Source organism: Chitinophaga sp., from assembly GCF_039596155.1.
Classification (GTDB): domain Bacteria; phylum Bacteroidota; class Bacteroidia; order Chitinophagales; family Chitinophagaceae; genus Chitinophaga.
The window spans coordinates 139934-160377 of record NZ_JBCNKF010000015.1 but is presented as its reverse complement, the minus strand read 5'-3'; the positions used below and the strand labels follow the sequence as shown (position 1 = coordinate 160377).

The window sequence follows — 20444 nt, the reverse complement described above, 5'->3', positions numbered from 1 at the left end:
CACAGTATTTTATATCCTTCTCTGTAATGAAGGGACTATTATTTATTATATTATTGACGCTTACGTACGATGCCATTGCCCAGGATTCAATCCCAAGAAGGAGGAGAGACTATGGTTATGATGTAGATACCGTACCTAAACTCGACCTGATCGACATCTTCAGCAAGACTTTTCATATTCATGGCAAGAAGATGCCGAAGAAAGGAGACAAAAAGGTGTATTATTCATTAGTACCTATTCCTACCAATATCCCGGGTGGTGGGGTAGCGCTGATCACCAGTACCAATGCGGCTTTTTATATGGGACCAAGGAAATCTACGAATTTGTCCAACGTGTCGTTTGCCCCTTCATTTTCCTTCAGCGGACGGTTTTCTTTTAGCTTTCACAGTAATATCTGGCTGACCGGCAATAAAGATAATGTAACCGGCGATTTAAGTTTTATGATCAACCCTCAGTATACCTGGGGGCTGGGAAAGGGTGTGTCGAACGACGAGAAGGAGCTGTTATATAATAACTATTTCAGGTTCTACCAGACCTGGTTGCATAAAATAGATGGTGGAAAATGGATGGCTGGTATGGGTTACATGCTGGATTGGTATTCAGCCATCCGGTTCAGGAACAATGATAGTGTGTCGCTGCCGGAATTCAGTCATTATGAATATGGCACCCAGCCGGGCAGGCATTCCCTGTCTTCCGGACTTACGCTGAATGTACAGAAAGATGCCCGCCAGAACTCTATTAACCCACAGGCAGGGTATTATTTCAATACAGTATTGCGGTATAATTTCCGCTGGCTGGGAAGTACGGATAATTGGCCTTCGCTGTATGTAGATTACAGAAGGTATCTGCACTTTGGTGATGAACGCAGCCAGAATGTGTTGGCATTATGGGGCTTTTATTGGACAGCACTGAGTAATAAAACCCCATATCTTGATTTACCGAGTATTGGCTGGGACCCCACTACACACAGTGGCAGAGGGATGACGCAGAACAGGTATAGGGGTAAAGGTTTATGGGACCTGGAAGCAGAATACCGCAGGGATATTACCCGGAATGGTTTCCTGGGCTTCGTGGTTTTTGCGAATATGAATGCAGTGACAGAGCTGGATGAATATCGTTTTACTGCCCCACATCCGGCTGTGGGAACAGGTTTAAGAGTGAAGTTCAATAAGCGGTCTAATACCAACGTTGCATTTGATTACGGTATTAGCAGTACGGGTGGGCGCTTTAGTATGATGCTGGGTGAAGCGTTTTAATTATTCTCCTCCAAATTGTTGCAGCATTTCTGCAAATACGATCGCGGCTTTCTTTCTATAGGCATTGGCCGGCCAGGAAATAGTGGCTTGTCTGCTCATTTCTTTTCCCGTGATCATCACTGCCTGTACGGCTGTTTGGCCAACCAGTGAAGCTGTGGTCAGGATAGTGTACCACCGGCCGGTTGCGACCAGTTGTAAGAGAATACTGATATCGCTTAGCTCCATTTTGATATCGGGATAGATCTTGTTTTTCTCCAGCATTTTGTCCAGGAAGCTGCGTGTATTAAATCCCTTTGAAGGCATGAGCAGCGGTAGTTTTTCCACTTCTTTTATATCTACGCTTTTACGTTTGGTTAAAGGATCATTCACCGGTACGATCAGGGACAAACGGGACTCGAACAATGTTTGTGATATGAGCACGTCATTTTTTTGAGCGGGGGTGAAGGAGAGGACGAAATCCAACTGTACTTCCCTGAGTTTTTCCAGTAGATCCTGAGAGGTACCTGATGCCATAATGATCCTGATTTGTGGATAGCGTGCAGAGAACTCTATCAGGGTGCGGGTGAGGAGTGCCTGCAGGCCATAAGTGACCCCGATAGCCAGTTCACCGGTTTCCAGTTCCTGAAGATCCTGCAGCAGGTGCTGACCATCCTCAGCATGCTGAATACTTTGCCTGGCGTAGGGTAGAAAGAGTTTGCCGGCCTCCGTAAGCATCACTTTTTTCCCGATCCGGTCAAAAAGTGGTGTATTCAGTTCTTCTTCCAGTTGTTTGACCTGCTGAGAAAGGGTACTTTGACTGATATAAAGCATGCCTGCCGCTTCTGTAAAATTCAGAATTTCGGCTGTTTTCACGAAATAGCGCAACTGTCGTAGTTCCATGGAACAAATGTAAATCATCGATCGGTTTTACCAATGATAACCATAGAAAAATACCATGTTTACGAATCGAATAGCCGTTATAAATTTGTGTAATAAATACAAGGATTATGCAAGCGGTAGCGGAACCCGGGGTGTTCAGAATGCGCCCTGAAAGACAAAAAGCAGTGAAGGGATGTTTACGGTATACACGTATCAGGTTTGGTATTTTTTTGTCAGGGTTGTCGGTTTTTGCACAGTTGTATCTTTTTCAGCCGATGCTGACTTTACTGTGCAAGGAGTTTAATATTACGCCAGCGCACAGTAGTCTGGCGGTGTCTGCCTGTACGGTGGGGATGGCAACAGGGTTATTTTTATTTGCGTTTAAGGCGGACCGGTTTCCCAGAAAACAGTTGATGGTGAGTTCAATGATCATTTCGACGATGCTTACATTGTTATCAGCAGCGGTACGGAATTTTGAATTGCTGATAGCCATCAATTTTTTGAAGGGAGTTGTGTTAAGTGGTGTATCAGCGGTTGCATTGGCTTATTTATCAGAGGAAGTAGATGCAAAATCATTAGGGCAATCAATTAGTTTGTACCTGGCGGGTAATACCATGGGTGGTATGATGGGACGAGTAGGTGCTACATTGATGTCTGGCTGGTGGGGCTGGCAGTGGGCGACGGTAGGTATTGGGGCTGGCAGTCTGGTATTGGGGCTGGTATTTGCGCAGGTATTTCCTGCATCCAGGCACTTTGCGCCTGGCAAGGTACAGACAAGGCAGAAGCTGGCGCATATGGGGCAGTTTCTCCGGGATCCTTTGATTGTGCGGTTGTATTTTGTAGCAGCCCTGATCATGGGTGCGTTTGTGAGTGTGTACAATTATCTGGGGTTCCGGTTGGAAGGTGCGCCGTTTTATCTGCCACATTACCTGATCGCATTTATCTTTTTGATGTATACAACGGGCGTAGCGGGTTCATTGGTAACAGGGAAATGGTCAGACAGGCATCCTGCAGATAAAATATTAAGGGTGTTTATGTTACTGCTTGTACCCGGCTTATTGTTCTTACTGACTAAAAGTGTCGGCTTGATAATTATAGGATTGGGTATATTTACCTTTGCTTTCTTCGGAGCGCATACCATGGCCAGCAGAATGGTTGCACAACAGGCGAAGCAAGGGAAGAGTACGGCGACTTCCCTGTACTGGTTGTTCTATTACCTGGGATCCAGTCTAGTGGGCAGTACGACGGGGATTGCATTACAAAGATGGAACTGGGAAATATTTATCGGCGTACTGTTTGTGTTGGTGTTTGGCAGCCTGTTGTTAGTGAAACCTAAAAAGTAAGTATTAATTACATATTAATTATTCAATACTCTTTCTTTTTTAATTGTTTTTAGTTATATTTGTTACCCTCCCTATTTGTACAGGGAAGTGAGCAGTAAGGCTTTGTGAATGCAAAGGACGCTGACGTTGAGTTAATTGTAAAGTAATATTTTACAGTAATAGATATCAAGCCTTCTGATGCTTCAGGAGGCTTTTGTATTTTTTGTAACCAAACCAAGAAGTGTATGTTGGAAATTGTAGAAGTAACTAAGGATGATGTAAAAAGACTGGAGCAGGTAAAAGGCCTCTTCAGGGAGTATGCTAACTGGCTGAGTGTAGATCTGAGCTTTCAGCGTTTCGAAGAAGAATTGAGTAACCTGCCTGAACCTGCTTATGTAGCACCAGAGGGCGCGTTGTTCCTGGCCCTGGTAGACGGGCAGCCTGCGGGTTGTGTAGCTGTTAGGGCATTTGAAAATTCAACCTGTGAAATGAAACGCCTGTTTGTAAGGGATGCTTACAAAGGTCATGGTGTGGGCAAAGCGCTGGCAGCAAGTGCCATCGAAGCCGGACGCAAACTGGGATATAAACGGATCCTGCTGGATACCCTCGCGCACATGCGTCGTGCCATAGACCTGTACACAGGACTGGGCTTCAGGCCTATTGCTGCATACTATGATAATCCAATCAGTGATGCTGTTTATTTATCCATGAGCCTTGAAACAGAGAACGAAAGTGCAGGTAATGCAGCTTAATTAAGGCTGCTTTTTATAGCGTAACTCCAGTGGTAATACATGTACAATGATTGCCAGGTAGTTGTTGTGTGATATTTACGCGTTGAGGCGTACCTACCCCCTTGTGTTTTCCATTTTTAGAATTTTGCAATTGATTGAATGCTGACGCAGAAGGGGAGAGGTGTGTCTTGTTATCAACCGCTGATGCATGTGGCATCAGCGGTTGATGATTTTTATGATTTCGGCTGATGGTAACCATTATGATAATGACCGTTTATAAGCTTGTTTCCGGCCTTTTCTTTGAATCGTTGATGTTCGGTATCCCAATGTAGTTTCTGGCCCGTTTTATAGGCTATATTGCCCATTTGGGCAACTTTAGCCACATGGGCACCTGCCTGGATGGGCGCATGCAGGTCATCCAGTTTCCGGGATTTGATCACATCCAGGAAATTGGTAGTATGCTTATCCAGTCCGTTATCAACTTTTAGTCTGCGTGGTACGGCTTCCATCTTATCTTTTCCATCCGCTTTTTCAGGTATCACTTCCCACCCACCTCTGTCGAGAATTAAGGTGCCTTTGTTCCCGATAAATGCAATGCCATGGTCTCTGTCGTACGGGCCACCATTGATGCCTATGGCATGTTCCCACTGTATATTGAATCCCTCAAATTCGTATACGGTGGTGAGGGTATCCGGTGTTTCTGCGGCATCGTCCGGGTAAGCAAATTTACCACCGGCGGCCATGATAGATCGTGGATCAGTCGCTTTCATGCCAAGCAGTGCATAGTCCAGCAGGTGTACTCCCCAATCTGTCATCAGGCCACCCGCATAATCCCAATACCAGCGGAAATTGAAATGGAACCGGTTGGGGTTGAAGGGCCTTTTTTCAGCAGGGCCTAACCAGGCGGCATAATCTACGCCAGCAGGTGGTTCGCTATCAGGTTTAACCGGAATGGAATGCATCCAGCCCATATAGGCCCATGCTTTCACGAGGCGTACCTGGCCAAGTTGGCCACTGTGTACAAAGGCGATAGCATCATTAAAGTGCTGCATGCTGCGTTGCCACTGGCCTACCTGCACCACGCGTTTCGTGCGTTCCTGTGCGGCCACCATGGCCCTGATCTCTGAAATGGAGTTACCAATAGGCTTTTCGACATACACGTCTTTGCCGGCAGATACAGCATCTGCCATTTGCAGGCAATGCCAGTGATCGGGTGTACCGATAATGACCGCATCTACATCCTTGTTTTCCAACAACTGGCGGTAGTCACCATATGTCCTGACATTGATTCCTTTGGCGGCCAGTTCGGCAGCTCTTTTGTCAAGTACATTTTTGTCTACATCACAGAGTGCGACGCAGTTCGTGGCCGGGTTTTTCAGCATGGATGTCAGGTCGGACCATCCCATGCCATTGATGCCTATGGCAGCAATATTGATCCTGTCACTGGGGGATGTAGCCCGCAAGGTGGATGGAAGGGAAGCTGCTAGTCCGGCACCTGCTACAAGGGTGGACGCGGAACGGATGAAATTTCTACGTGATGTGTTCATAAAGTGGGGGATTGAGACGGTATACAAGATATAAAAATATCTTACAGGAAGATATTTAAAGTTCAAAGACTTAGCGCAAACTTGCGCCTTTTGGGGCAGGAAAAGCGTAGGAAATACAGGTTGGTGGCTGATTTTATGAATTGGTAAAAAGTGTCTAAAAGACAACAAACCCCGTGAATTTTGCTAATGGCAAGATCCACGGGGTTTGTTTATTGGCAGGTGGCCGTTTTAAAATTAAAAGTCTTCTGACTCTTCTTCCTCACCGGCACTGGTTCCGAAATTCATCATTGTGCCCAGCAGGTCGCTGAACCTGGTTTCATTCTCTACTACTTTCTTGCTGATGAGAGAATAGGAAGCCAGTCCATGCAGTACAAATTCCATCAGCAGCAGCTGCTCCTGTTTGTTCGCCTGCGGAAAGCGGCCTTTGATCAGTTCTCTCAGACCATCTACTTTTGAGAGTGCAGTTTCGTATTGTTTGTCGCTTACATCCTGCAGTAACTGTACGGCATTGCCTTTGTCGAACCACTGGATTACCTGGCGGTAAGGATTTTCGGCCTGCTGCACTTGTTTGCTCCGTTTCTTAAAAGAATCGGGATTTGGAAAGTATGTGGCAAATAATGTACGGATGGATTTATCGAGCAGGTTCACGGCTACCTGTAATGGGCCTTCCTGTTCACCTTCGTACACCAGTTCTATTTTACCGGTAATAGCGGGAATAATACCCTGCAGATCCGCGATGCGGACAAAGGTCTCTTTCTCGCCGTTGATGATGGCTCTGCGTTCGCCGGCACTTACCGCGTTCTCGTAGGCAGCAATGGTAAGGCGTGCAGAAACACCTGATTTCTTGTCTACATACTCGCTGTTGCGTGCTTCGAAGGCGACCTGTTCAATCATGCGCTTGATCATGTCACTGATATGCACGTGTTGTTGTTCTTCGTGCACATTGGCTTCCTGTTCTGTGATGAGCAGGGAGTTCTCCACGTTCTTTGGGTAGTGGGTGATGATCTGGCTTTCGATACGGTCTTTCAGCGGCGTCACGATAGAACCACGGTTGGTATAGTCTTCCGGGTTGGCTGTGAAGATAAAGAGTATGTCCAGCGGCATGCGTACTTTGAAGCCGCGGATTTGTATATCACCTTCCTGCAGGATGTTGAACAGCGATACCTGTATACGTGCCTGCAGGTCGGGAAGTTCGTTGATGACGAAGATGCCGCGGTTCGAGCGGGGAATGATACCGAAGTGGATCACTCTTTCATCAGCGTAGTTGAGTTTCAGGTTGGCCGCTTTAATAGGATCGATGTCGCCAACGAGGTCTGCAACAGACACGTCCGGAGTAGCGAGTTTTTCGCCATAGCGGGCTTCTGCGGGCAGCCAGGAGATAGGGGTGGCGTCACCAAGTTCAGCGACCAGGTCCCTGGCATACTTAGATAATGGGTCGAAGGGACTGTCGTTCACTTCGGAGCCCTCCACGATGGGAATGTATTCGTCCAGCAGGGAGATCATTTGCCTTGCCATACGGGTTTTGGCCTGGCCGCGCAGGCCGAGGAAGAGTATATTGTGACGGGACAGTAAAGCTCTTTCTGTATCGGGAATGACGGTGTCTTCGTAGCCGATGATACCTGGGAAAGTGATCTCTTTTTGCTGTAGTTTTTTAATCAGGTTTTGTCTGATTTCTTCTTTGACAGTTTTAGGTTTATATCCACTCTTCTTTAACTCACCTAGCGTTCTGATGTTGATATTCATTAATTGATAAGATTTTTACTGATTACAATTGAGTTTACAGCGGTATTCAATTTTGGTGTTGGAAAATGAAGGATGCTTATTTGATTCAAGCAACCTGTTTTACAGCACTTTTCTTTTCCCGTTTTCGAAATCGAAAAATAAGAACTGCCCCAATTTATCCAAACCAGAGAAAAACGCTTTCCCGTTGTTGGTTTCGGTGAACTCAGTCACGAACTTTTGCAACCACGGGTCGGTAGCTACCATGAAGGTAGTGATTGGAATTTTCAGCTTTTTGCACTGTGCCGCGAGGTTTAATGTGCGATTCAGAATTTTGCGGTCCAGGCCGAAGCTGTTTTTGTAGTATTGTTTGCCGACTTTGAGACAGGTTGGTTTTCCATCGGTGATCATAAAGATCTGTTTGTTGGGGTTCCTGCGCCTGCGCAGGATATCCATAGCAAGTTCGAGGCCTGCTACCGTATTGGTATGATAAGGGCCTACCTGCAGGTAAGGCAGGTCTTTGATCTCTATCTGCCAGGCGTCATTGCCAAAAACGATGATGTCCAGTGTGTCCTTGGGGTAGCGGGTGGTGATGAGTTCACTCAGGGCCATCGCTACTTTTTTGGCGGGGGTGATGCGGTCTTCGCCGTAGAGGATCATGGAGTGGGAGATGTCGATCATCAGGGCGGTCGAAGTTTGTGTTTTGAAATCTGTTTCCTGTATTTCCAGGTCGTCCTGATGAATGGAGAAGCTCTCAATACCATGATTGATCTGGGCATTGCGGATGGACGCTGTCATATCGATCTGTTCCAGTGCGTCGCCGAACTGGTAAGGTCTGGTGTCTGCGTTGAGTTCATCACCCTGTCCTGATTTGCGGGTGTTATGATTGCCCACGTTTGACTTTTTCAGTTTACCAAAGATCTCTTCGAGGGCACGTTTGCGGATATTCTGTTCGGTTTTTCCGGTGATTTGAATACTGCCGTTTTCTTCGTTGTCGCGGATGTATCCTTTTTCCTTTAATTCCTGAATGAAGTCTCCGATTCCGTAGTCTTCGTTGGTCAGCTGGTATTCTTTGTCCAGTTCGGTCAGCCATTGCAGTGCTTCGCTGACATCGCCGCTGGTGTAAGTCAGCAGTTGGGTAAACACGTCAAGTAATTTCTCAAATGGCGATTTTCCCTGCTCGTCGGGTTCAAATTTGGAAAAATGTAAGCCTCTCATAATAGTTCTAAATTAGGGAATTTTGTCGGAACTGCGGAATGAGGGGGTGTTATTCTACTGTTATAACTGAAAATAGGGGGGAGGAAGTCAGCTGAGTGGTGATTTTATGAAGTTATTCTCCTGGCAGCTTGCGCAAACTGGCAGCGTTAGTAATATAAAAAAGTAAAATTTGTTCATGTTCAATATTTAGAACCCGCGAAAAACAAGATTCCCTCTGATCGATACCTTCGCTGAAAATGTATTTGTCCCGGGCATCGCTGGCAAAAATGTCTCAGAAGGCAGGTGTGATAGCGGGTATAACAGTTTCCTCAAAATAGGAATTTCGTGAATGTACTGCAATTTTTATAAATTTATCAGCATGTTAAGATCAGTACTACCAGCATTGGCCATCATCCTCCAATGCGCTATTTCCACGGCTCAGACGGTAAAAACAACACAAGGTTACGTCAAAGGTGTTGAAGAACAGGGCATCCTGGTTTTTAAGGGAATACCTTATGCCAGTGCGGCACGTTTTAAAGCGCCCACCACCAGGCCAGAATGGAAAGACACGCTCTCGTGCACGACTTTTGGACCCGTTGCGCCGCAATTTGACGGGAGGGTTGTAGGGGAAGAAGATTGCCTGCGATTGAACCTGTATACCCCCGGCGTAAAAGGGAAAAAGCCGGTAGTAGTATGGGTACATGGCGGTGGAATGACCGGAGGGACGGGGATGTGGATGAATGGACATGCGTTTGCAGACCATGACAGTATCATTACAATTACCATTAACTATCGTTTAGGTGCGTTCGGGTTTTTATACCTGGGAGATGTACCAGGATATGAGACGGCGGCCAATAACGCTGTTTTGGACCTGATCGCTTCCCTGCAATGGATTCAGGAAAACGTCGCAGCATTTGGCGGAGACCCTGGTAGCGTCACAGTAATGGGAGAGTCTGCCGGGGCAAAACTGAGCAGTGTACTGCTGGTAGCGCCTGCGGCAAAAGGAAAATACAGCCAATTGGTACTGGAGAGCGGTGGCGTAAACTGTATCAGGGATGTTACAACGGCCAAAGCCATCAGGAAGCGCCTGATGGATACATTGGGCATTACTGACCCGAAGCAATTGCTGAACTTATCAGTCAATGACATCATCACGGCACAGGCGAAGGTATTGAAAGGCGCATCGGGTACGAATTACTTCGGACCAATGGCAGATGACAGGATTGTTTACAGCGATGCCTACAACTGGCTGCGAAAACACCCACTGAAAGATGTACGGGTATTGCTCGGGAGTAATAAGGCCGAAGCATTGTTGTTTATGAATATAGACAGGCGGTTATATCATCCGGATTTGGCAGTGTTAAGAGATTGGTTTGGGAAAAACGGAGATCTTGTACAGGTGCCCGCAGATACTGCCGGGATCATACAAACACTGAGCAGGATTATGTACCAGTTGCACACGTACCGGTTAGCAAACGTATTAGCAGCGCAAAAGGCAAATGTATGGTTGTATTCATTTGAGCAGCCAGATCATGGAAAGCCCGCTACCCATGGCCAGGAGCTGGGATATATCTGGGGTAGTAATCATCCGCTCCCCAACCCGGATTTGCAGGTAAAGATTCATGCTGACTGGGTAAATTTTATCAGGGGGAGGAATCCCTGGACAAAATACGATAGCCGGAAGATAGGGATGATCTACGGAGAGCCTACCCGCGAATCGAAGATCTCCGGGTATGAAGATCCTGACTATCCTGCCATGGGCTTTTTATTGGATTGACTGGATAATATAACTGCGGTTACCAGCTGCGGATTGACCAGTTCTGCCGGATGTGGGGTATGGGGCAAAACTCCAAAACCTGCATCCGGCAGTAATTTATACGCCTGGATTGTTTCTTCAAAAGACACCATCCGGTCGCGGTCACCGAGTAATAGCAGCACGGGAATATTGATGTTTTTAAAATAATCTTCCTGCAACGGCGCATTCTCTCCCAATTGACGCATCATCTGTGCCGTCCTTTCCACGACGACTTTCCAGTCATTAGGAGCGTGCATTTTTTCCAATGCATATGCAAAAGCAGGCACCTTGGCCAGCATGGTTGCTGGCTGCAGCATCTTCGTTTCTTTCTCTGCTACGGCAGGATCCCAGTGAAATTTACTACCAAGTGTAATAATGTAATCAACCAATCCCGGTTGTGTAGCTGCCAGATACAAAGCAACATACCCACCCATACTGGCGCCAAAGATTGTGACGTGCTTTAAATCTTGTGAGCGGATATAGTTGGCTACTGATTCAGCAAAAAAGGGGATCGAAAACGGTTCATTGGGCAGCGGTTGTCCACCATGTCCTGGAAAATCAAAGAAATAGATGTCGTAATGTGCAGCTATATCTGCAGCAATCGCTTTCAGCTGACTGGATGCGCCTATGGCGCCGTGGAGAAATAACATCCGGGGTTTCATGGGCTGCAAAATAAAGAAAACTGTAAAACAAAGATGATTCCCGTAAGGGAATATTTGACTTGTGGAAAGCACCCTGTAACAGCATAATTCATTTTGCCACATCTGTATTGCAAAAAAGAGGCTGAAATGCCTACCCAATAAGCAATCCAGCCTCTCTCGTTTATTTGGAACACGGAACTGTTAATAGTGATGGTAATAACCCCAGCCATGGTAGTGGTGGTGATAACGAGGACCATAACCATAACCGTGTTCTACTACGCAGCTACTTAAGCTAATGGTGCCTACAAATAATGTTGCGATGATGAAATATTTTAGCTTTTTCATGATGTTTAGGTTTGAATAAACTGTGATCAATAATGTTGTTTAAGGTGGCGTCTGCAGGCGTTTTAAACATCTATTACAGTAAATGAGAAAAGTGTGCCAGAGTCAGAATTGTATTGTTATTTACTGTTAAATCGGCTGTAACCTTCTGTGGACAAGGTGCGTGCGTTGTCGTTTAACTCCTTTTGTCTTTTGAAGTTGCGCTCATGATGCTTAAAAAGGAAGAAAAAGCATACCATCCGCAAGATTTTAGTCGACTTACGGGTAATATGAAGTGATTTCTTGTGTCTATGGGTAATATTTTCAATGAGGGGGAATAAGGATCGATGGCAGGTTAGCTCAAGTAAGTTCAGGCTGTTGTAGTTAATTTGAAAATGCCCGAAGAACAGCGTTCAGATGGTCTGAACTAAATTATGAATGCGAGGCGCTGTGCTTCGGGCATATTATTTAATATCTGCAATTCATGGCCAAAATGCTGGCTAATGAAGATCTCCGGCGGGTAATATCTTATGCCTCAGCAGGTTTTCCGCCTTTAAACTGAGGTGGCAGGAGACTGATTTGTTGACTGATGCTTTCAGCGATTAGTTTGCCCTGCTCACTCAGACCTGATGCGTCGTAAGAGGGTGCGCCCTCTTTGTCTGTATCGTGCTGAATCATTTCAAATCCTGTGGGGATCTGATCACTGAAATGCTTGTTGGGAGTTACATGATAGACGATGGAATGATCGCGTTGTTCGAATTCCAGGTCCAGCATGAACTGTTGTCCATCTAGGTTGATTGTGATTTGCCTGGTCATATGTTTGAGTTTATAATTGTCAGGCAAAACGCAGGCCATTTGTCAGGCAGTTTTAAAGCAGGAATGACTGTTATTTTTATGGTAATTTTTAATCCGTGTTTTCTATGAAAACTATTACTTCCTGATGCGCTATCTGCGCAAGCTTTGTGCTACCATGCAGACGAACGTTTCGGTGGCTTTGGCATTGTCCGCCAGGGAAAAAATGTAGCCAACCTGAACGATAGCGAAAGGTGTGTTTTTGATGCGAAAAGCCAGCCCAACAGCGCTGTTGTACTGGAACGGGTAACACGCGCTATATCTTTTCCCGGATTGTAGTGTCTCAAAACATCACCATTGCGGGGCAGACAGCACCCGGACAAGGATGTGGTCTATGGAAAGTGGGGCGCCTTATGCTAAGGTTGATAAAACTATTACATGACAATTCAGCTTATAGAGAAGTGTTCATGAAAATATTGCTCACCTGTCTTTAACGTCTTCTGGATTTGGCTTCTCACGGCGTCAGGAAGCACTTCGTGGCCCGTTAGTAGCCCATAAAACCCATAATATTAACACCGGCTGGAAGAACAGGCGGATTAACCTTAAGGTGTCTGTATTGAGACCAAAAGCATCTCTGTGATGTATGTACTGTGCGATATTGCCTGGGAATACCAGTACAAAGAAAAGGGCAATGAACCAGCCTACCTGTACGCGGTATTTCCGGACAAAAATCAGCGCCAGGCCCATCAGAATTTCTACTACGCCGGAAAGTAATACCACGAGGTCAACATTCATCGGTACAAAGGAAGGTACCTGTGCCTCGAATTCATATCTCGCAAAGGTAAGGTGACCAATACCTGCGAAGATCAGAAATAAGCCTAATAATATGCGGAATATATTGCGGATCATACTTTTTTACAAATAAATATCATGCCTTTTTCTTCTCAAAGTATTCCCATAAATATTTTGATACTTTTCTAATCAGATTAGATGCTTCATTATCATCTGTCCAGCTTTGATCTGCAATATTTTTAGTCCCCACATAAAAGACATATTCCCCATGTGGGGCATTCACGTACACGACTTCCGACCTGGATGCATCTACCGCACCAGATTTATGTGCTGCCTGCACATAGGGAGGAATGGCTGAAATGGCTCCTTCGTCATAGTAAGGGTGGGTCATGAGCCGGTACATTCTTTCTGAAGCCGACTTACTGATGATTTCTCCATTCCGGATTTTTAGCATCAGCGTTGCCATTTCACGAGGCGTGGTCATTCCCCAGCCATAGATCTTCCATATTTCCTGGCGGCCAGCCGTGCGGGAATTTACCCTGGTAACAAGCATGCCGTATTGCTCCATGAGCTGGTTAATTCTTTCTCCGCCACCGGCAAGCGCCTGGTTCCAGAGGGAAGCCGTATTGTCACTGTAAGACATCATCAGTGCCAATAGTACACTGAGTTCTGTATCTGTGCTATCCTTAAAATATTGCATTATGCCTGAGCCGCCGTATTTGGCGCTGTCCCTGTATACAAGGGGTTGATGGTATTGCAGTTTACCTTTCTCTATCTTGTCAAATACCCCGATCAGTATAGGGATCTTGACGATGCTGGCGGTAGGAAATACTGTATCCGCATTAATCTCCGCATAATGCCCGGTTTTGATGTTCCTGACATAGATGCCCACGTCTCCCCGAAAACCGGAGATCACATTACGCAAGCCCTGTTCCAGTCGCTGGTCATGCTGGGCGAAAGCCATTACCGGCAGTAGTAATAAGAGAAATAGCCATTTCATGTTTGTAAGATATAAAATTTACTCTCCATTTCCATTAGATGTAAGTACCTCTGTCATATAATCAAAGAATGGCCGCATGGCGATATATGTCTTATTCGCTTCTTCGAGGAAGTAAGGTGCCATTACCTCCTCATCTGTAAACTTCCTGATGAGCAGGTATTGTTTAAAACGTAGCAGTTCTATGGCTTCATGATCTGCAGGATACCCTTTGGGAGTTGTTTTTACCTGCTCGCCCTGTAATGATCCGAAATAGGCAATGAAGGTCTTGTTTTTGAGAATTTTTTGCAAAGGCGCCGGATCGAAGGCGATATCATCCCTGATCAGTTTCAGGTCCGCCGGTACGGGACCAAAGAAGCCGCCCGCCACGAAACTGTTACCTTGTTCTATATGGAAATAATAACCCCCTCTGCGTTGTTGGGTTGCTCTTTTAAAACTACCGCTCCAATGGGTTTTGTAAGGTGTTTTGTCCTGTGAAAAGCGGGTATCCCTGTAAATGCGGTAAAGGCTCTTTTTGCCGGAGGAGGTTTCAATCAGATCATGTGTGTTCATCTTAGCCAGCAGGGCTTCAGCAAATTGCTCTATATGCTGCAGCTCCTGCTGATAAGTTGTTTTATGTTCATTAAACCATTCGCGGTTGTTATGCTGCCGTAACTTTTGCAGAAATTCAAATCCTGATGCAGGTATTGTTACCTGTGATTGTTTTGCCATGACAATGATGATTGAATAGCAAAGATAATCTTATTGTGCGGGAGTCATTTCTGCCACTGCGTTTTTCTTCCTATCCAGGATTTTCAAAACTGCTGCTTTCAGGTCCTCATACTTTGAAGTGTCGTCGAAACCAATGGCGTAATTAAAATGGGTATTGCCTTTGTTGCCACAGAGGATATAGGGCTGGCCCCCTAATTCTATACTGATAGGAGAGTACTCTGTCTGAATCGTCATATCTACTTCATTGCCATTCAGGATCACAAAAATAACTTTATTGTAAATGTTGCTGGATTTACCATGTTCATACCTTTCATATACTTCTACCTCTCTGTCTGTCCACTTGAACTTGTCAAAGCAGAACCTGTCATTCATGTAGCGGTTACCGGTAAATCTGCCATCCCGTTGTGCGGCGTACAGCTTTGCTTTCAGGAGATCGCCTTTTGCATAATCCTTATTATGATAGTGAATCTGGATCAGCCTTGTGATCGCCTCATAATCGGTAGAATCCATTGCCAGCAATTCATCGACGATAGGAACGACCTCGTTGCCGCGTCCTTCTTCGTTCTCCAGGTCAATTATATTGTAAAGTGCCGTTTTATAATTTTCGTCATCCTTATTCAGGGATTCTTTCAGATTGTAAAAAATGGCTAATGCCTTTTCGTTTTCATGCTGCACGGAATATACCTGGCCAATCATTATACTGGCGCGGCTACCGGCACCAGGTAACTGGGATGCTTTTGTAAATGCTTCTAATGCCTGCGGGTATTTTTTAAGATAGTAATTTGCAATACCTATTCCCTCATAACTCTGTGCGTTGATATCACAAGCCAGGGCTTTTTCAAACATCTGTATAGCCTCCTGGAAACGATCTGCGTAATTGAGCATCGTTCCTTTCAGTTGATAAGGTCTGACATCCCGGGGCGCTTTTTCGATGGACTTATCCAGGGCAATGAGTGCCATACTGTCCTGTGATGCCATGTGATAAGCCAGCCCCAGGTAATATAAGGCTGGTGCTGATAGCGTATCCGGCTTCGTGGCAGCGGCAATAATATCTTTGTAATTTTCTGTTTCAACCAGCACCTTAAAGCGGATGCTGTCCTGTGCATAGCTTAGCGTGAGCGCGCAACAGCCACAGATTGTCGCAATTAATCTTTTCATATATAGGGCGATTTTTGGCCATTTAACCAATCATTGTATTCAATGCCATCAGATTAATAATTGCATCCCCGATGGTATTATTAAAATACACAAATACCTCTTTCCCATCCTTCATCCACTGTTTGATTTGTAAAGCATGTTGTTCCAGCTGCGTATGGGTATAACCTCCTTTGTAGTCGCCAGCCGGACCATGAAACCGAAGGTAAACAAAATCTGCCTTGTTATTGACCCTGTTATTCCGGGACCTGGGAATATCGTGAAGTACTATACTGGCCCCATACTCATCTGCCAGCTCGTAGGTTTCACTGATATACCAGCTGGGATGTCTGAATTCAAGCGCTACTTTCCACCCGTTTATCAGCGACAATAAAGATTCTAACTGACTAAAGCGCTCAATCGTAAGGGAGGGAGGGAATTGTATCAGCAGGCATCCTTTATGCTCCCCTGCCTCTTCAATCACCGACATAAAATTTAACACATCTTTTGGATTAAAGGCCAACCCTTTTATATGGGTGATCTCCTGCCATAATTTAAAGGTAAATTCAAAATCCGGTGGTACTTCTGTCGTCCATTTTTTCACTGTACTGCCCTTGGGCACTTTATAGAAAGAGCTATTGATCTCAATACTGTTAAATAAACTGGCATAGTAAGTAAGCCTGGATGTATCCCGATACTCCGGTGGAAAAGCTGCTTTATTGGGAACAGGCAATACAAGCCCGCTGGTACCTGATTTATAAAGCTTATTCATATACGTGTGCTATTTATTATCGTAGTGAATACGCATTTTCTTCGATAGTTAAAACCATAAACATTACAAGCTGCAAAAACTCAAAAAAAGCATTCTATTGTGCCTCAATATCCATTTTTTGAAATGCTATTGCAAATATCTAAGGTCGTATTCTTATATCTTCATTGACCGTACCAAAGCTTATATGTATGTTTTTCCAATTGCAATACACACTTCGCAACATTATTGGCAGAGGCACATATATCAATAATCTCGCCACCACCGTTTAAACATGACTTTTGGAAATTTTCTGATACCACGGCTAAATGGAATACACCGGCCGGGTATCAGCATCCACGGCGTGGGCAATTTGTTGACCGCAGTCATTCGGGGTTATGCACTTTAACGGGATGTAAGTGTTTCGATGCACTGTTTCGGGAAGGGCTGCAGTGGGTATGATCCCTACGGTAGGCCTCCTGCACAATGAATGTGGTGAAAGGCCGCCCCGGGCACATTGCACCGGGGCGTCTTTTTATTTGAGTTCGATGGTGTTGACAGCACGTACTTCTTCGAGGAAGTACTGATCGTGTGAGATAACGAACAGTGTACCTTCGTATGCATTGATTGCCGCGGTGAGTATGCCAACATTCTGTATATCCAGGTTATTGGTCGGTTCGTCGAGAATGATCATGTCAGGGGCCTGGGCGTCGATCGTAAGGCAGCACAACAGGAGCCGCATTTTTTCCCCTCCACTGAGTGTACTGCATGGTTTGTCCCAATATTCCATGGTAAAAAGAAATCTTGTCAGCCGGATCTTTATTTCATGTTCCTGCAAACCTGATTTATTAAATAACTGCGCCTGTTCATACACCGTGAGCTGGTTATTGATCAATGAATAATCCTGGTCAATGTAAACAGTTTTGCCGGCATGACTGGTGATATTACCAATAGTGGGAGAGAGGGCACCTATAATTATTTTGATCAGGGTTGTTTTGCCTGAACCATTTAGTCCTTTGATGGCCAGTCGTTCGCCGCTATTGACCTGAAAGCTGAGTGGCTGTAACCAGAGGAGCGCCTCATTGTAGCTGAAATTAATCCCCTGCGCGTTGACGAGCAGTTTGCCTTTATGTAGATTGGTATTTTGAAATCCGAGTTTCATTTTGTCAATGTCCGGAAGTTCTTTACGCAATTCCTGTAAGGATTCGGCGAGCTGGCCGACCTTTTCTTCGTGCATACCTTTGGTCCGGGCAGTGCTCTTTTCCGCATTGTTACGGAATGTATTCATGGATATGGTGGGCAGGCCCGACTTCTCCTGTTTCTTTTTTCCCCGTGCGTCCAGCTTTGCCTGTCGTTCCATGGTCTCTCTTTCAGTTTCCCTGGCCTTGCGAAGTGCTTTTTCCCTGCTCTTCAGATCTTGTGCCATGGCATTGTTTTCTACCTGCTTTTGTGCGAGATAAAAGTCGTAATTGCCACCATAGGTGGTAATGCCTTTTGTGCTGAGTTCATAGATCAGGTTGGGTAGTTTTAAAAGTTGCCGGTCATGACTTACGATGATCACAGTGGCGGTAGTTTGTTCGATCAGGTTGTACAGCAGGCCACGACCATGACTGTCCAGGTGATTACTGGGTTCATCCAGCAAGATGCAATCCGGGTTATGAATGGCGATACCCGCCAGGAAGACTTTGGTTTTTTGTCCTCCGCTGAGCGTACTCATTGGCTGAGAGAGTGAGAAACTCTGCAATCCCCAGTGCAATAAAGCAGTAGCGCATCGTTCTTCAATGTTCCAGTCATCGTCGAGTATCGTCATATTTACAGCTGATACATCACCTTCCAGTATGCTGTGCAAGGCACTAATTTTAGCATCAATGTGTAAAGCCTGTGCGATACTGAGATGATCATATTGACCAAAGTGTTGTGGTATGTAATAAGGCTGACTGTCGCTATGGACGTTACCGGAGGCCGGGGTCAGTATACCTGCTAATAATTTGAGCAGGGTGGACTTACCTGCACCATTATTGCCAATTAAAGCCGCTTTGGCATAAGTTGGAATGGACAGGTCAATATTGTCGAATAGCAGATCCTTATCAGGATGCAGATAGGTTACCTGTTGTAAAGTGAACATGGACTATTTTCTTCAGTAAGAATTAGTGAAGTGGGTTGATTACTGATTATTTTCTGAAAATAGATCTCACATTGAAGTAGGAGTAATTTTTGCAAATATAGGTAAAAGGTTCTATTTTTCGTTAAACCATGCTTTATTTTATGACATTAGAAACGTACAAGAGTTTGTTTACCGAGGACGATACTGTAGGTTGGACCGCCATTGACAATGTGTTTGATAAGATTTATCCGGGTCAGGAGCCTGCACATTATGCCCCACCGTTACATTTTGCCATTGGAGGCAGTGATCCGATTGATGGCACGAGTATTTACAGAAGTAGTAAACAGGAAGATCATTTCCACATCGTGAGTTATGGTATGTCTGAATTGTATTACAATGAGAAAGCAGCAGGCGGTGAGTTCAGCAAATGGGGATTTGAGTTTACTATGCGGATCAAGCCATTTGCCGGGGACGCTGACAAGCCTACCTGGGTGATCAGTATGATGAATAACCTGGCCCGTTATGTATTTAATAGCGGAAAATGGTTTGAGGAATTTCAGTATATACCTGCCAATGGGCCTATCCGGCTGGAAACGGACACGGATATCACGGCATTGGCATTTATCAGGGATCCGGAAGCCGGCAAAATCGATACACCACATGGAGAGGTGACGTTTTTGCAAATGGTAGGATTGACCACAGCTGAACTGGAGCGGCTTAAGCAAGTCAACACGAGAGCAGCTGTGGAGGAATTACTGAAAGAACTGGCGCAAACAAATCCTTTGCTGATCACCGATCTGGAAAGGAAGTCCTGAATAGTAAAGTCTTTCCTGATGAATCCTGGAGGGTATCATTCACGGATCATATCAAGGTGCACACTGTCTTTATTTAGTATGCCGGTAAATTTGAGATGATTCGATTCTAACTTAATAATTCCTTTTAGTGGCCCTGCGATGAGGGTATCGCCCCGGTACTGGTATTCGCCAACATACCTATGGGCGGTATTCCCCCATTCCAGGGTCACATCATTATGTTGTTCTAAATAGAGGGTAGTGAGCGGGCTGTTTGTAACCCGGTACTTTCCGGTGAGTGCCGGATGTTTATCAGTAGATGGACTGGTGATGACCAATAAAAAAGGAACTACCGCCGCTGCAATGGGAAAGCCAATATGCATGTTTGTTGAACTGTGTTGGAAAAATAGCTGCCTTAATTGTTCAAAATACTCTTCCAGCAGGAAAATCACCCCGGCGAGTAAAGTACCTGCGTGCAGCAATGCTGCTATACCAATCTGATAAAAAATGTCAATCATCATGATATTCATGAGTATCGGTATCAGCATGATCAATCCCAGCAAGCGTGTTCTGCCAGAGAATAGTAAAAATGAACATAGCATCTGTGCAGATCCGATACATACCAGATAAGGATAGGAAGATTGAAAATAGGCCCAGTTGACCGTTTCGGGCGGCATACTACTGAAAGGAAGATCCAGCACTGACTGAGGTACGTGCGCCTGCAGGTGAAAGATCTTTTGCCACCCGAACAAGATCAGATCAAAAGAAATGACAAAGGAAAGCCATTGTTTGGAGGGTTTGATGGTTAGCAACAGAAAGATCAACCCGGTCAATCCCCATATCCAGGGCATGGGCAAATAATCGCTAAGAAAACGGGTTGCAAGCCTGTTAAAGGTAAAGGCAGACATTAATCCAGTGAGCAGGGAAAGGGCAATTTTTCTCATGGTTCGTATTGTTTTTATTTTCACAATACTACCATAGGGGGTAG

18 protein-coding genes are annotated in these 20444 nt (G+C 45.3%); 5 read left to right on the top strand and 13 right to left on the bottom strand.

What is annotated here, in order from left to right; translation table 11 throughout:
* The first annotated feature begins 26 nt into the window (after positions 1-26).
* Positions 27-1256 (top strand): hypothetical protein, encoded by a 1230-nt coding sequence (locus ABDW33_RS16220; RefSeq protein ID WP_343691126.1) that lies wholly within the window; start codon positions 27-29, stop codon positions 1254-1256.
* On the opposite strand, the gene ABDW33_RS16215 is transcribed toward ABDW33_RS16220, so the two are convergent.
* Positions 1257-2135, bottom strand: coding sequence for a LysR substrate-binding domain-containing protein (locus ABDW33_RS16215; RefSeq protein WP_343691125.1), 879 nt, complete (start codon positions 2133-2135; stop codon positions 1257-1259).
* Between the two features lie 107 nt (positions 2136-2242).
* Here ABDW33_RS16215 and ABDW33_RS16210 point away from each other — a divergent pair, with 107 nt between their 5' ends.
* Both ABDW33_RS16210 and ABDW33_RS16205 read left to right on the top strand, forming a co-directional pair.
* Entirely contained in the window at positions 2243-3457 is a 1215-nt protein-coding gene (locus tag ABDW33_RS16210; RefSeq protein WP_343691124.1) for an MFS transporter, read from the top strand.
* Positions 3458-3681: 224 nt separating this feature from the next.
* Positions 3682-4188: a GNAT family N-acetyltransferase gene (locus ABDW33_RS16205; protein WP_116855468.1), complete on the top strand. Its 507-nt coding sequence runs from the start codon at positions 3682-3684 to the stop codon at positions 4186-4188.
* A 212-nt stretch (positions 4189-4400) separates the two neighbouring features.
* On the opposite strand, the gene ABDW33_RS16200 is transcribed toward ABDW33_RS16205, so the two are convergent.
* The 3 genes from ABDW33_RS16200 to ABDW33_RS16190 all read right to left on the bottom strand — a co-directional run bounded on the left by ABDW33_RS16200 (position 4401) and on the right by ABDW33_RS16190 (position 8651).
* Positions 4401-5714: a Gfo/Idh/MocA family oxidoreductase gene (locus tag ABDW33_RS16200; protein ID WP_343691123.1), complete on the bottom strand. Its 1314-nt coding sequence runs from the start codon at positions 5712-5714 to the stop codon at positions 4401-4403.
* 234 nt (positions 5715-5948) lie between these two features.
* Positions 5949-7457, bottom strand: a complete 1509-nt coding sequence (locus ABDW33_RS16195; RefSeq protein ID WP_343691122.1) for a magnesium chelatase — start codon at positions 7455-7457, stop codon at positions 5949-5951.
* Positions 7458-7556: 99 nt separating this feature from the next.
* Positions 7557-8651, bottom strand: a complete 1095-nt coding sequence (locus ABDW33_RS16190; RefSeq protein ID WP_343691121.1) for a VWA domain-containing protein — start codon at positions 8649-8651, stop codon at positions 7557-7559.
* A 358-nt stretch (positions 8652-9009) separates the two neighbouring features.
* Between ABDW33_RS16190 and ABDW33_RS16185 the strand changes: the two genes are divergently transcribed.
* The gene (locus ABDW33_RS16185; RefSeq protein WP_343691120.1) at positions 9010-10407 is read left to right on the top strand and encodes a carboxylesterase family protein; all 1398 of its coding nucleotides are present in this window, start codon (positions 9010-9012) and stop codon (positions 10405-10407) included.
* Here ABDW33_RS16185 and ABDW33_RS16180 read toward each other — a convergent pair.
* The 8 genes from ABDW33_RS16180 to ABDW33_RS16145 all read right to left on the bottom strand — a co-directional run bounded on the left by ABDW33_RS16180 (position 10377) and on the right by ABDW33_RS16145 (position 18686).
* A complete protein-coding gene (locus tag ABDW33_RS16180) occupies positions 10377-11087 on the bottom strand; it encodes an alpha/beta hydrolase (protein WP_343691119.1) in 711 nt (236 codons plus the stop codon). The two genes, ABDW33_RS16185 and ABDW33_RS16180, sit on opposite strands and share 31 nt — an antisense overlap.
* A gap of 828 nt (positions 11088-11915) precedes the next feature.
* Entirely contained in the window at positions 11916-12203 is a 288-nt protein-coding gene (locus tag ABDW33_RS16175) for a hypothetical protein (protein WP_343691118.1), read from the bottom strand.
* Positions 12204-12701: 498 nt separating this feature from the next.
* Complete coding sequence (locus ABDW33_RS16170; protein WP_343691117.1) at positions 12702-13088, bottom strand: hypothetical protein; 387 nt, start codon at positions 13086-13088, stop codon at positions 12702-12704.
* A gap of 19 nt (positions 13089-13107) precedes the next feature.
* Positions 13108-13971 carry a serine hydrolase gene (locus ABDW33_RS16165; protein WP_343691116.1) on the bottom strand — a complete coding sequence of 288 codons (864 nt, stop codon included), beginning with the start codon at positions 13969-13971 and terminating at the stop codon, positions 13108-13110.
* Positions 13972-13989: 18 nt separating this feature from the next.
* Complete coding sequence (locus ABDW33_RS16160; RefSeq protein WP_343691115.1) at positions 13990-14679, bottom strand: DUF2461 domain-containing protein; 690 nt, start codon at positions 14677-14679, stop codon at positions 13990-13992.
* Positions 14680-14709: 30 nt separating this feature from the next.
* Positions 14710-15837: a hypothetical protein gene (locus ABDW33_RS16155; protein WP_343691114.1), complete on the bottom strand. Its 1128-nt coding sequence runs from the start codon at positions 15835-15837 to the stop codon at positions 14710-14712.
* 22 nt (positions 15838-15859) lie between these two features.
* Positions 15860-16585, bottom strand: a complete 726-nt coding sequence (locus tag ABDW33_RS16150; RefSeq protein ID WP_343691113.1) for a DUF72 domain-containing protein — start codon at positions 16583-16585, stop codon at positions 15860-15862.
* A 511-nt stretch (positions 16586-17096) separates the two neighbouring features.
* Complete coding sequence (locus ABDW33_RS16145) at positions 17097-18686, bottom strand: ABC-F family ATP-binding cassette domain-containing protein (RefSeq protein WP_343691112.1); 1590 nt, start codon at positions 18684-18686, stop codon at positions 17097-17099.
* Positions 18687-18826: 140 nt separating this feature from the next.
* Here ABDW33_RS16145 and ABDW33_RS16140 point away from each other — a divergent pair, with 140 nt between their 5' ends.
* Positions 18827-19480: a suppressor of fused domain protein gene (locus tag ABDW33_RS16140; RefSeq protein WP_343691111.1), complete on the top strand. Its 654-nt coding sequence runs from the start codon at positions 18827-18829 to the stop codon at positions 19478-19480.
* 35 nt (positions 19481-19515) lie between these two features.
* On the opposite strand, the gene ABDW33_RS16135 is transcribed toward ABDW33_RS16140, so the two are convergent.
* Positions 19516-20400, bottom strand: coding sequence for a hypothetical protein (locus tag ABDW33_RS16135; protein WP_343691110.1), 885 nt, complete (start codon positions 20398-20400; stop codon positions 19516-19518).
* Positions 20401-20444 lie beyond the last annotated feature (44 nt).